This is a genomic window from Rhodococcus sp. NPDC054953 (genome assembly GCF_053609225.1).
The window spans coordinates 23,356-36,514 of record NZ_JBSGXD010000005.1; the positions used below are offsets into that span (position 1 = coordinate 23,356).

Genomic DNA, 13,159 nt, shown 5'->3' on the forward strand with positions numbered 1-13,159 from the left:
GCCGGGTGGCGATCACGGTCTTCATTGCGGACGATCAGGCGATGGTGCGGCAGGGCTTCGGGGCGCTGCTCGCCGCGCAACCGGACATCAGCGTCGTCGGGGACGCCCCGAACGGCAAGGTCGCGGTCGAGGAGGTGCTCCGGCTGCGGCCCGACGTGGTGCTGATGGACGTCCGGATGCCGGAGCTCAACGGTCTCGAGGCGGCCGAGCGGATCCTCGCCGCGTCGGTGCAGCCGCCGGTCCGGGTGCTGATGCTGACCACCTTCGACATCGACGACTACGTGTACGAGGCGCTGCGGGTCGGGGCCAGCGGCTTCATGCTCAAGGACGCCCCCGCCGACGAGTTGATCCGTGCGGTCCGCGTCGTCGCGGACGGCGAGGCGCTGCTCGCCCCGTCGGTCACCCGGCGGTTGATCGCGGACGTCGCGGCCCGGCGGGTGGCACGCAGGACCGAGCCGGCGCAGCTCGCGACGCTGACACCCCGCGAACGGGAGGTGCTCGAACTGATCGCGCGGGGCCTGTCCAACACCGAGATCGCCGAGTCCCTGTTCGTTGCCGAGCAGACCGTCAAGACCCATGTCGGGAAGGTGCTCGCGAAGCTGCACCTGCGGGACCGCGCCCAGGCGGTGGTCCTCGCGTACGAGACGGGTGTCGTCACCCCCGGCTGATCCCGTGGCCGGGATGACGCCGCCGTCCGGCGGGGGCAGGATGGGGCACGGACGACGCGCGCGGACAGGGGTGCCCGATGACCACGGTCGGAATTCTCACCAGCGGGGGCGACTGCCCCGGATTGAACGCGGTCATTCGCGGCGCGGTCCTCAAGGGCACCACCGTGTACGGCCAGCGGTTCGTCGGATTTCTGGACGGCTGGCGGGGTCTGGTTGAGGGCACCATGATCGACCTCGACCGGCCGACCGTTCGCGGCCTGTCACACGAGGGCGGCACCATCCTGGGCACCAGCCGATTCGGCCCCTATCAGGGCCCCGGTGGGGGCGCGCACGCGATCGCGGGCACGATGGAGCGGCTCGGCGTCGACGCGGTGATCGCCATCGGCGGCGAGGGCACCGCCGCCGCGTCGCAACGCCTCTACGACGAGGGCATCAAGATCGTCGGCGTCCCGAAGACCATCGACAACGACCTCGACGCGACGGACTACACGTTCGGTTTCGACACCGCCGTCGAGATCGCGACCGAGGCGATCGACCGCCTGCGGACCACCGGCAACTCGCACAAACGGTGCATGGTGCTCGAGGTGATGGGTCGCGGCGCAGGCTGGATCGCTTTGCACTCCGGGACCGCGGGCGGCGCCCACGCCATCCTGATCCCCGAACATCCGGAGAGCATCGAACAGATCTGCACCTGGGTGACCAGCGTCCGGGACCGCGGCCGCGCCCCGATGGTCGTCGTCGCCGAGGGTTTCACCCTCCCGGACATGACCGAGGCGCACTCGACGAAGGGCCGCGACGGGTTCGACCGGCCCCGGCTCGGCGGCATCGCCGAGGTCCTCGCGCCGATGATCGAGGAACGGACCGGCATCGAGACCCGCGCCACCGTGCTCGGCTACATCCAGCGTGGCGGCGTCCCCACCGCGTTCGACCGGGTCCTCGCGACGCGGCTCGGGATGGCCGTCACCGACCTGGTTGCCCGGCAGGAGTGGGGAAACATGGTCGCGCTGCACGGCACCGACATCGCGGCGGTGCACTTCGACGAGGCGCTCGCCGACCACAAGAGTGTCCCGCTCGGCCGGTATCAGGAGATGCGGGTCATCTTCGGCTGAGCGGGCGCGGGTCGAGTCGGGCGCGGGTCGTCCCCGGCGGAGCCGGATGCGGGTCGTAACGGCGTGGCGGGGGCGAATAAACTCGGGGCCATGACTGCCGCCATGTCCGATGACCTGCTCGCCTACGACGACGTGCTCGCGACGTTCGAGCCCGTGATGGGCATGGAGGTGCACGTCGAACTGCACACCGCAACCAAGATGTTCTGCGGCTGCCCGACCACCTTCGGCGCAGAGCCGAACACCCAGGTGTGCCCGGTGTGCCTCGGCCTGCCCGGGTCGATGCCGGTGGTGAACGCGGCCGCGGTCGAGTCCGCGATCCGGATCGGGCTCGCGTTGAACTGCTCGATCACCCCGTGGGGCCGGTTCGCGCGGAAGAATTACTTCTACCCGGATCAGCCGAAGAACTACCAGATCTCGCAGTACGACGAGCCGATCGCCACCGACGGCTACCTCGACGTGGTCCTCGACGACGGCAGCACCTGGCGGGTCGATATCGAGCGCGCGCACATGGAGGAGGACACCGGCAAGTCGCTGCACGTCGGCGGCGCGACCGGACGCATCCACGGCGCGAGCCACTCGCTGCTCGACTACAACCGGGCAGGCGTGCCGCTCGTCGAGATCGTCACCAAGCCGATCACCGGCGCCGGGGAACGCGCCCCGGAGGTCGCCCGCGCCTACGTCACCGCGCTGCGGGATCTGCTCAAGGCCCTCGACGTCTCCGACGTCCGGATGGACCAGGGGTCGATGCGCTGCGACGCGAACATCTCGCTGATGCCGATCGGCGCGCCGGAGTTCGGCACCCGCACCGAGACCAAGAACGTCAACTCGCTCAAGTCCGTCGAGGTGGCGGTCCGCTACGAGATGCGCCGCCAGGCAGCGGTTCTCGTCGCGGGCGGCGAGGTGATCCAGGAGACCCGGCACTTCCAGGAGGCGGACGGCACCACCTCCGCGGGCCGCCGCAAGGAGACCGCCGAGGACTACCGCTACTTCCCGGAGCCGGACCTCGAGCCGGTCGCCCCCGACGCCGCGTGGGTCGAGGAACTGCGCGGCACGCTGCCGGAGCTGCCGTGGCTGCGGCGCGCCCGCATCCAGGCCGAGTGGGGGGTCTCCGACGAGGAGATGCGCGACCTCGTCAACGCGGGCGCCCTTGACCTGGTCATCGCGACCACCGAGGCGGGTGCACCGGCATCGGAGGCGCGGTCGTGGTGGGTCGCGTACCTGTCGCAGCAGGCCAACTCCCGCGGCGTCGAGCTGGGTGCGCTCGCGATCACCCCGGCACAGGTCGCGACCGTCATCGCGCTCGTCGCCGACGGCAAGCTGACGAATAAGCTGGCCCGCCAGGTCATCGACGGGGTGCTCGATGGCGAGGGCGAACCGGAGCAGGTTGTCGCCGCCCGCGGACTCGAGGTGGTCCGGGACGACTCGGCGTTGCAGGCCGCCGTCGACGAGGCGCTCGCCGCGAACCCCGACATCGCCGAGAAGATCCGCAGCGGCAAGGTCGCTGCCGCGGGCAAGATCGTCGGTGACGTCATGAAGGCCACCCGCGGACAGGCCGACCCGGCGCGGGTCAAGGAACTCGTCATCGCCGCCTGCTCCTGAACCGAATCCGCCGCACCGCGGCGCGCTGACCGGAAACCGGGGGCGCTGGCCCGATAATCGGGTCCATGCCCTCGGTATCGGCCTCGCTGTTCTGGATAGCCCTGTGCGCGGTGATCGCGCCGCTGCTCGCCGGTCTGGTGCCGCGGAAGCTGGTGCCCGAGGTGGTGCTGCTGCTGATCGCGGGCATCATCATCGGGCCGCACGTGCTCGACCTCGCTGCGGCGGGGCCGGAGATCGGTCTGCTGCGTGAACTGGGTCTGGGGATGCTGTTCCTGCTCGCCGGGTTCGAGATCGACACCGACGAGTTGACCGGGCGCGGCGGCCGCCGCGCGCTGGTCACCTGGCTGGTGTGCCTGGTGTTGGCGTTCACCGTGATCGGGATTCTCGGGGCGACCGGCGCGATCGACGCGGAGGTCGCCGTCGCGATCGCGCTCACCTCGACGGCGCTGGGCACGCTGCTGCCGATCCTCAAGGACAGCGGGGTCATCGCCACCCCGCTCGGCCGGACCGTCCTCAACCACGGCGCGGTCGGCGAGCTGGGGCCGGTGGTCGCGATGGCGGTGCTGCTCGGGTCGCGCGGGACGATCGGATCGGTGATCGTGCTCGGCCTGTTCACGGCCGCCGCGGTCGCGGTCGCGTTCATCCCGGCCGCGGTGCGCCGCGAGGGGTCGAAGGTGCTTTCGATCATCCGGCTCGGCTCCGAGACCACCGCGCAGACGACGGTGCGCCTGACGATCCTGCTGCTCGTCTCGCTCGGCGCGCTGGCCGCGCTCTTCGACGTGGACGGCATCCTCGCCGCGTTCGCGGCCGGGTTCATCCTGCGCCGGGCCTTCCCGCGCGGGGACGAGAAGCTCGAGGCCAAGCTCGACGGGTTGGCGTTCGGGCTGCTGATCCCGATCTTCTTCGTGACCTCGGGCATGGCCATCGACGTGTCCGCCGTCGCCGCGAATCCCGGTGTCCTGGTGGTCTTCTTCGTCCTGATCCTGCTGGTGCGGGGGGTGCCGGTGTTCGTGGCCGAACGCTTCGACCGCGGCCCCGACGGGACGGCGACGCCCCCGCAGGTGCTGGCGCGGGCCCGGGTCGGGCTGTACGCCGCGACCGGCCTGCCGCTGATCGTCGCGGTGACTCAGGTCGCGGTCGACGCCGGGCAGATGACCACCGCGAATGCGTCAATCCTGGTCGCGGCGGGCGCGATCACGGTGCTGCTGCTGCCGACCGCGGCGTCGCTGCTGGACCGGCGGCCTGCCCCGACACCCGCAGGCTGACCGCCGCCGCGGCGTGGCGATCAGTCGAAGCCGCCGCCGCCCTGGGGTGCGGGGATTCGGACCACCCGGTCGTCGTTCGGCCCAGGAGCCTCGCCGCCGGACCTGTTGACGGTCGATACCCAGACCTCGCTGTTCGCGCCGAGCGCGGCACCGCCGAGCCGGCCGTACTTCTCCTGCGCGATCAGCGACGGCGCGGCCTGCGCGGCACCGGTCCGTCCGTCGATCGGGAGCACAGCGAGGGCCTTGCCGTCGCCGAGCGCCACCGCGACCCCGCCGTCGACGGCGGTGCAGCCTGCGACACCGGGCCGGTCCGGCCACGTCCACACCGGCGTTCCGGTCGCGCCGTCCGCCGCAACGCGCTGCAGCCGATCCTCGAGGACGGTCCGGTCGGTGACCCACACGCCACCGCCGAGGGGATTGACGCACACGTCTCCTGCCGTGCCGATCCCGGAGAGCAGCACCTGCGGCGCCGGATGGTCCTGCGCAGGGGTGAGCCCGGTGACCCGGAGCAGCTTCCCGGCGAGCGAGGCGGGGTCCGTTGCGGCCGCGGGGTTTCCGGCGTTGCCGGTGAGGACCGCGAGTTCGCTCGGCCCGGTGAAGACGAGGGCGCCCGCGTTGCCACGTGCGCCGCGCGGGATGCCGGTCAGGACGTCCTTCGGGGTGTCACCGGGGGCGACTCGCACCACCCGGTTGTCGCCCGCCGTGGTGATGTAGGCGTACAGGAGGTTGTCCTCGGCGTAGGTGGGGGACAGGGCGATGTCGAGCAGGCCGCCGTCGCCGGAGCCGTCGACGGCGACCCGCGCCACCTCCTGGACCGGCGCGCCGGGCGCGACCCGCAGGATCCGTCCGGTCCGGCGCTCGGTGACCAGGGCGGACTGGCCGCCGGGCAGCATCGTGACCGAGGCGGTGGTGTCCAGGCAGGTGGCGATGACCGCGGGGTCGGGATCGACGCACGGCGCGGGCTCCGTTGTCGTCTCGCCGGGGGTCGTGGTCGGCGGCGGTGTGCCGGGCGACCGGGGTTCGACGTCGCCCGCGGAGAACGTCGGCACCGGAGTGAACGGGGTCGATGCGCTGTCGTCGAAGCGTGCGCAGCCGGTGAGGGCAACCGCGGCGAGCGTGGACAGCGCCGCGGTGCGGTACGCCGCACGAGAGATCGCCATACCTGGCACGGTACGACAACGGTCCGCCCGCGCGCCGAACCGGTCGGCGGTGACCCACCCGTTCTACGCTGGATTTCGTGACCGACAACCCGCGACAGCACAAGGACAGTGACGGCTTCGGGCCCGCGGCGGCGAGCCCGTTCGACCAGCCGACGGAACGGTTCCCCACGAGCGATGACGACCTCGGGTTGATGCCGACCGAACAGATCCCCTCGTACGGGGGCGGGGACCACCCCGACCCGGCGCCGCCGCACCCGACCGAGGAGTTGCGGACGGCGGACTCCTACGACCGCGAGCTTGCCGCGGCACTGGCCGCGCCCGTAGCGGCGCCGGAGGCGGTGCCCCCGGCGGCGGCGCAACGGACCCCGCGCGGCACCCTCGACCTGGGCCTCCTCGTGCTGCGGGTCGCGGTCGGTGCGGTTGCCCTTGCGCACGGTCTGCAGAAGCTGTTCGGGATCTGGGGTGGCCCGGGACTCGACGGCTTCGAGGCCTTCCTCGTCGAGTCGGGCTTCGAGCAGGCGCGGTGGCTGGCCCTGGCCGGGGCGATCGGTGAGGTGGCCGCCGGGGCGCTGCTGATCCTCGGGCTGTTCACCCCGCTCGCCGCGGCCGGTCTGCTCGCCGTCCTGATCAACGCCTGGTGTGTCACCCAGGCGGCGGAACCGGGCCTGCAGTGGTTCGCCCCGGACGGGCCCGAACTCGAACTGCTGCTGACGGCGATGCTGGTCGCGATCGTGCTCACCGGCCCGGGCCGCATCTCCGTCGACGGCCGCCGCAAGTGGGCGACCAGACCGCACGTCGGGTCCTTCGTGGTGCTGTTGCTCGGCGTCGCGGGCGGGGTGTGCCTGTGGATTTTCCTCAACGGGGCGAACCCCCTGTCCTGACACCCGAACGGGTGAGGGGCACCTTGGACCGGTCGGACCGGTCGAAGGTGCCCCTCACCCGAGGCGGTGTGGCTACGGGACCTGCCGGACCGCACCCTTGTCGGCGGAGGTCGCGAGCGCGGCGTACGCGCGCAGAGCGGTCGTGACGGTGCGCTGCCGGTCTACGGGCTGCCACGGTCGCTCGCGGGCCTCCATCTTGGCGCGCCGCTCGGCGAGGACCGCATCGTCGACGAGCACCTCGAGGGCGCGGGTGGTGACGTCGATGCGGATCTGGTCGCCGTTCTCCACCAGCCCGATGACGCCGCCCGCCGCCGCCTCGGGCGAGATGTGCCCGATCGACAGGCCCGAGGTGCCGCCGGAGAAGCGGCCGTCGGTGACGAGCGCGCACACCTTGCCGAGGCCCGCGCCCTTGAGGAATGCGGTGGGGTGCAGCATCTCCTGCATCCCGGGGCCGCCCTTCGGGCCCTCGTAGCGCACCACGATCACGTCGCCCGGCTTGATCTGCTTCTGCAGGATCACCGAGACCGCCTCCTCCTGCGACTCGACGACGACCGCCGGGCCCTGGAAGGAGAACAGGTCCTCGTCGATTCCCGCGGTCTTGAGGATCGCGCCGTCGACGGCGATGTTGCCGCGCAGCACGCACAGGCCGCCCTCGACGGTGTACGCGTGCTCGAGGTCGCGGATGCAGCCACCCGCGGCGTCCGTGTCCAGGGCGCTCCACCGGTTCGCCGTGGAGAACGGCTCGGTGGTGCGGACTCCGCCCGGCGCGGCGTGGAAGAGTTCGATGGCCTCGTCGGACGCCTTGCCGGAGCGGATGTCCCAGGTGTCGAGCCACTCGTCGAAGCTCGCGGTGTGCACCGTGGACACGTCGGTATGCAGCAGTCCGGCGCGGCGCAGTTCGCCGAGGATCGCGGGGATTCCGCCCGCCCGGTGCACGTCTTCCATGTGGTAGTCGGAATTCGGGGAGACCTTCGACAGGCACGGCACCCGACGGCTGATCGCGTCGATGGTGGTCAGGTCGAAGTCGACCTCGCCCTCCTGCGCGGCGGCGAGGGTGTGCAGCACCGTGTTGGTGGAGCCGCCCATCGCGACGTCGAGCGCCATCGCGTTCTCGAACGCCTTGGGGGAGGCGATATTCCGGGGAAGCACCGACTCGTCCTCGTCGCGGTAGTACCGCAGCGCGGCCTCGACGACGGTGGTGCCCGCGCGGGAGAACAGCGCGCGCCGCGCCTCGTGGGTGGCCAGCGTCGACCCGTTGCCGGGCAGCGACAGCCCGAGCGCCTCGGTGAGGCAGTTCATCGAGTTCGCGGTGAACATCCCCGAGCAGGACCCGCAGGTCGGGCAGGCGCTGCGCTCGACCTCGTCGAGCCCGTCGTCGGTGACGGCGTCGTTCGCGGAGGCGGAGATGGCGGTGATCAGGTCGGTGGGGGCTTGCGCGACACCGCCGACGACGACCGCCTTGCCCGCCTCCATCGGTCCGCCGGAGACGAACACCGTCGGGATGTTCAGGCGCATCGCGGCGTTGAGCATGCCGGGGGTGATCTTGTCGCAGTTGGAGATGCACACCAGCGCGTCGGCGGTGTGCGCGTTCACCATGTATTCGACGGAGTCGGCGATGATCTCGCGGCTCGGCAGCGAGTACAGCATGCCGCCGTGGCCCATCGCGATGCCGTCGTCGACGGCGATGGTGTGGAACTCGCGCGGCACGCCGCCCGCGGCGCGGACCGCCTCGGCGACGATGTCGCCCACGTTCTTCAGGTGCACGTGACCCGGGACGAACTGCGTGTAGGAGTTCGCGATCGCGACGATCGGCTTGCCGAAGTCGGAGTCCGTCATGCCGGTGGCGCGCCACAGCGAGCGGGCTCCGGCAGCATTGCGTCCGACGGTGGTGGTGCGTGACCTCAGCGGGGGCATGGGCGTCCTTCGCTCATCGGGGCGCGCACCGGTCCGGTGGGCTGGGGCCGGAGAACGCGCCGGGTATCCCCCCAACGGTACGCGCGGGTCAGTGGGCGTCGGGAGCCGACTCCGCCTCGTTGCCAGTCGACTCCGCCTGCTCGGCGTGCTCCCGGTCGTGGCGTTCGCGTTCGATCCGGTCGGCGACGGCGTACGGGTCGGTGACGCGGCCGCCGCTTGCCTCGGCGATCAGCGGCAGGCGGCCGAAGGTGACGACCGGCAGCGACTTCTCGGTGCCGTCGGTCAGTTCGGCACGCGCCCAGCCGCCGCGCTTGGGGAACCGGAATCCCTTGATCTCGTCCCAGGAGATGACCTCGCTGCTGAACACCCGGCGGACGTGCAGCCCGCTGGCGTCGACGACGGTCCGGACCCGCAGCATCCAGTAGGCGACGCCGACCGGGACGAGCCAGAGGACCGACACCCACGGCGGGCTGGCGAAGATCACGAAGCTCAGGCCGAAGGCGAGCAGCAGGACGCCGAGCAGTCCGAGGCTCGAGATCTGAATGGAGTGGCGGACCGGTTCTGCGGTGGGGGCGGGTCCGGGGGTGTGGGAGGATGGGGGCGGTGGCACGGGCTGCGATGGGGACGACACCACACCATTCTCGCATTCGCAGCTGGCGCTCTCACATTCTGGGACAGCATGCTCAAAAAAGTTGACTGTTCACCCTTGACGCGCCTACCTTCTATCGCGTGAAGCAGAATGAGTTGCTCGTAATCGGCCGGCGCGTCGTCGCCTGAGTCGATACTTCCGTCAACTCGCACAGCACGACGCGCCACCCTCGTACAGCAGACAATGCTGACGGGGGTTTTTTGTTGCCCGGAATCAGCTCGAACCGTCAACACCAGAGGAATCACCAGTGAGCGCACCAACCGCACGGCCGCAGCCAACGCCGCGCAAGGCCGGGGCTCAGCCCGGACCGACGACGGCAGCCCCCCAGCCCGGCAACCGACGCCAGGTCGCACCCGAGCGGGTCACCGGCGCCCAGTCCGTGGTCCGGGCACTCGAGGAGCTCGAGGTGGACACCGTGTTCGGCATTCCCGGCGGCGCGGTCCTCCCGGTTTACGACCCGCTGTTCGACTCGCAGAAGGTGCGGCACGTCCTGGTCCGGCACGAGCAGGGCGCCGGCCACGCCGCGACCGGGTACGCACAGGCCACCGGCAAGGTCGGCGTCTGCATGGCCACCTCCGGCCCCGGCGCGACGAACCTGGTGACCCCGCTCGCCGACGCGCAGATGGATTCGGTTCCCGTCGTCGCGATCACCGGGCAGGTCGCGCGCAGCCTGATCGGCACCGACGGCTTCCAGGAGGCCGACATCTCCGGCATCACGATGCCGATCACCAAGCACAACTTCCTCATCACCGATCCGATCGACATCCCGCGGATCATCGCCGAGGCGTTCTACCTGGCGTCCTCCGGTCGGCCGGGCGCGGTCCTCGTCGACATCCCGAAGGACATCTTGCAGTCGCAGACCACCTTCTCCTGGCCGCCCGAGATGCGGCTGCCCGGCTACCGTCCGGTGTCCAAGCCGCACGGCAAGCAGGTGCGGGAGGCGGCCCGCCTGATCGCCGAGTCGGCGTCGCCGGTCCTCTACGTCGGTGGCGGCGTCATCAAGGCCGAGGCGTCCGCGGAGCTGCTCGAGCTCGCCGAGCTCACCGGGATCCCGGTCGTGACCACCCTGATGGCCCGCGGCGCGTTCCCCGACAGCCACCGGTTGCACTGCGGCATGCCCGGCATGCACGGCGCCGTCGCCGCCGTCGCCGCGCTGCAGCGCTCGGATCTGCTGATCACCCTCGGCGCGCGGTTCGACGACCGGGTCACCGGTCAGCTCGACTCGTTCGCCCCCGACGCGAAGGTCATCCACGCGGACATCGACCCCGCCGAGATCGGCAAGAACCGGTACGCGGACGTGCCGATCGTCGGCGACTGCAAGGAGGTCATCGTCGAGCTGATCGAGGCGATCCGCGCCGACCTGGCCACCGGAACCACCTTCGACCTCGGCGCGTGGTGGGAGTACCTGGACGGCCTGCGCACCACCTACCCGCTGGCGTACGGCAAGCCGTCCGACGGTGCGCTCTCGCCCGAGTTCGTGATCGAGGCGGTCGGCAGGCTCGCCGGTCCCGACGCCGTCTACTGCGCGGGCGTCGGCCAGCATCAGATGTGGGCCGCCCAATTTGTCAAGTACGAGAAGCCGCGCACCTGGCTCAACTCCGGCGGCCTCGGCACCATGGGGTACGCGGTCCCGGCCGCGATGGGCGCCAAGATGGGCGCCCCGGAGAAGGAAGTGTGGGCCATCGACGGCGACGGCTGCTTCCAGATGACCAACCAGGAGCTCGCGACCTGTGCGGTCGAGGGCGTGCCGATCAAGGTTGCCCTGATCAACAACGGCAACCTCGGCATGGTCCGGCAGTGGCAGACCCTCTTCTACGAGGAGCGGTACTCGAACACGAACCTGGGCACCCACGGCGCGGTCCGCATCCCCGACTTCGTCAAGCTCGGTGAGGCGCTGGGCTGCCACGCCATCCGGGTCGAGCGGGAGGAGGACGTCGAGGCGGCGATCCGCGAGGCGCAGTCGATCAACGACAAGCCGGTCGTGATCGACTTCATCGTCGGTGCCGACGCCCAGGTGTGGCCGATGGTCGCGGCGGGCACCAGCAACGACGAGATCCAGGCGGCGCGGGGCATCCGTCCGCTGTTCGATGACGACGAGTCGGTGGCCGAGCCGACCGTCATTCACCAGGCGATGGAACGCGAGCAGCGTTCGGCCGCGTCCGCTGCAGCGGGAGAGGAAGACAAGTGAGCACCAGCCACACCCTGAGCGTTCTCGTCGAGGACAAGCCGGGCGTGCTGGCCCGGGTGGCCGCACTCTTCTCCCGGCGTGGATTCAACATCGAGTCCCTCGCCGTCGGCGGCACCGAACTGCCCGACATCTCGCGGATGACGATCGTCGTCACCGTCGACGAGTTCCCGCTCGAGCAGGTGACGAAGCAGCTGAACAAGCTCGTCAACGTCATCAAGATCGTCGAGCAGGAGGGGGAGGCGTCCGTCGCGCGCGAGCTGGTGCTCATCAAGGTGCGCGCCGACGCCAGCGTCCGCACCCAGGTCATCGAGGCGGTGAACCTGTTCCGCGCCAAGGTGATCGATGTCTCGCCGGAGTCGCTCACGGTCGAGGCGACCGGTACCCGGTCCAAGCTCGACGCGCTGCTCCGGATGCTCGACCCGTACGGCATCCGCGAGATCGTGCAGTCGGGTGTCGTCGCGGTCGGACGTGGCCCGAAGTCGATCACGGCCACCCGCTAGCTAAGTTCTACTCATTCCCGCAAGGCTGTATCCAGAGGAGAGGTAATACCAGTGGCAGTCGAGATGTTCTACGACGATGACGCCGACCTGTCGATCATCCAGGGCCGCAAGGTCGCGGTGATCGGCTATGGCAGCCAGGGCCACGCGCACTCGTTGAGCCTGCGCGACTCCGGGGTCGATGTCCGCATCGGTCTCAAGGAGGGCTCCAAGTCCCGCGCGAAGGCCGAGGAGCAGGGCCTGACCGTCGGCACCCCGGCCGAGGTCGCCGAGTGGGCCGACGTCATCATGCTGCTCGCGCCCGACACCGCGCAGGCGTCGATCTACACGAACGACATCGAGCCGAACCTCAAGGACGGCGACGCGCTGTTCTTCGGACACGGCCTCAACATCCACTTCGACCTGATCAAGCCCCCGGCCAACGTCACGGTCGGCATGGTCGCGCCGAAGGGCCCGGGCCACCTGGTGCGTCGTCAGTTCGCCGACGGCAAGGGCGTCCCGGCCCTGATCGCGGTCCACCAGGATCCGAAGGGCGAGGGCCAGGCCCTGGCGCTGTCCTACGCGAAGGGCATCGGCGGTACCCGCGCCGGCGTCATCAAGACGACCTTCAAGGAGGAGACCGAGACCGACCTGTTCGGTGAGCAGGCCGTCCTCTGCGGTGGCACCGAGGAGCTCGTCAAGACCGGCTTCGAGGTCATGGTCGAGGCGGGCTACGCCCCCGAGATGGCCTACTTCGAGGTGCTGCATGAGCTCAAGCTCATCGTCGACCTGATGTACGAGGGTGGCATCGCCCGGATGAACTACTCGGTGTCCGACACCGCGGAGTTCGGCGGCTACCTGTCCGGTCCGCGGGTCATCGACGCGGGCACCAAGGAGCGGATGAAGGCGATCCTCGCGGACATCCAGTCCGGCGAGTTCACCCGCCGCCTCGTCGCCAACGTCGAGAACGGCAACACCGAGCTCGAGGGCCTGCGCAAGGCGAACGCCGAGCACCCGATCGAGGTCACCGGCAAGAAGCTGCGCGACCTGATGAGCTGGGTCGATCGCCCGATCACCGAGACCGCCTGAGCGGCTTCGCCACTGTGCGTGATTTTTACCCCGATCGGGGTAAAAATCACGCACGGGCGCGGTAGCGCGGGGGGCGGGGGACCCCCCCACAACACACACCCTTCCTCGAGAAACAAGAACAGCCCCCTTCCCTGTGGGGGGAGGGAAGAAAACACCACCCA

At 70.4% G+C, this 13,159-nt stretch carries 11 protein-coding genes; 8 read left to right on the forward strand and 3 right to left on the reverse strand.

The genetic code is table 11. From position 1 onward, the window contains the following. Positions 1-5: 5 nt before the first annotated feature. From ACWF62_RS05220 to ACWF62_RS05235, 4 genes are all read left to right on the forward strand, one after another. Complete coding sequence (locus ACWF62_RS05220; RefSeq protein WP_378506557.1) at positions 6-668, forward strand: response regulator; 663 nt, start codon at positions 6-8, stop codon at positions 666-668. A 77-nt stretch (positions 669-745) separates the two neighbouring features. Next, positions 746-1,777: an ATP-dependent 6-phosphofructokinase gene (locus ACWF62_RS05225; RefSeq protein WP_452629563.1), complete on the forward strand. Its 1,032-nt coding sequence runs from the start codon at positions 746-748 to the stop codon at positions 1,775-1,777. Positions 1,778-1,867: 90 nt separating this feature from the next. Next, entirely contained in the window at positions 1,868-3,376 is a 1,509-nt protein-coding gene (gatB, locus tag ACWF62_RS05230; RefSeq protein WP_378569969.1) for an Asp-tRNA(Asn)/Glu-tRNA(Gln) amidotransferase subunit GatB, read from the forward strand. A 65-nt stretch (positions 3,377-3,441) separates the two neighbouring features. After that, a complete protein-coding gene (locus tag ACWF62_RS05235) occupies positions 3,442-4,641 on the forward strand; it encodes a cation:proton antiporter (RefSeq protein ID WP_378506560.1) in 1,200 nt (399 codons plus the stop codon). 20 nt (positions 4,642-4,661) lie between these two features. Here the strand turns inward: ACWF62_RS05235 and ACWF62_RS05240 are convergent, their stop codons facing one another. Then, complete coding sequence (locus tag ACWF62_RS05240) at positions 4,662-5,801, reverse strand: PQQ-dependent sugar dehydrogenase (protein WP_378506561.1); 1,140 nt, start codon at positions 5,799-5,801, stop codon at positions 4,662-4,664. Positions 5,802-5,878: 77 nt separating this feature from the next. Between ACWF62_RS05240 and ACWF62_RS05245 the strand changes: the two genes are divergently transcribed. Beyond that, positions 5,879-6,682, forward strand: coding sequence for a DoxX family protein (locus ACWF62_RS05245; protein WP_378506562.1), 804 nt, complete (start codon positions 5,879-5,881; stop codon positions 6,680-6,682). A gap of 72 nt (positions 6,683-6,754) precedes the next feature. Here the strand turns inward: ACWF62_RS05245 and ilvD are convergent, their stop codons facing one another. Both ilvD and ACWF62_RS05255 read right to left on the reverse strand, forming a co-directional pair. Beyond that, positions 6,755-8,596, reverse strand: coding sequence for a dihydroxy-acid dehydratase (gene ilvD / locus ACWF62_RS05250; protein WP_378506563.1), 1,842 nt, complete (start codon positions 8,594-8,596; stop codon positions 6,755-6,757). Between the two features lie 88 nt (positions 8,597-8,684). Beyond that, on the reverse strand, positions 8,685-9,206 hold the full coding sequence (locus tag ACWF62_RS05255; RefSeq protein ID WP_452629564.1) for a PH domain-containing protein: 522 nt from the start codon (positions 9,204-9,206) through the stop codon (positions 8,685-8,687). Positions 9,207-9,492: 286 nt separating this feature from the next. On the opposite strand from ACWF62_RS05255, the gene ACWF62_RS05260 reads away from it, so the two are divergent. The 3 genes from ACWF62_RS05260 (at position 9,493) to ilvC (ending at position 12,998) form a co-directional block, all read left to right on the forward strand. Continuing rightward, positions 9,493-11,433, forward strand: coding sequence for an acetolactate synthase large subunit (locus ACWF62_RS05260; RefSeq protein ID WP_378506565.1), 1,941 nt, complete (start codon positions 9,493-9,495; stop codon positions 11,431-11,433). Next, positions 11,430-11,933: an acetolactate synthase small subunit gene (ilvN, locus tag ACWF62_RS05265; protein WP_378506566.1), complete on the forward strand. Its 504-nt coding sequence runs from the start codon at positions 11,430-11,432 to the stop codon at positions 11,931-11,933. The genes ACWF62_RS05260 and ilvN overlap by 4 nt, the downstream gene beginning before the upstream one ends. 63 nt (positions 11,934-11,996) lie before the next feature. After that, positions 11,997-12,998, forward strand: a complete 1,002-nt coding sequence (ilvC, locus tag ACWF62_RS05270) for a ketol-acid reductoisomerase (RefSeq protein WP_378506744.1) — start codon at positions 11,997-11,999, stop codon at positions 12,996-12,998. Positions 12,999-13,159 lie beyond the last annotated feature (161 nt).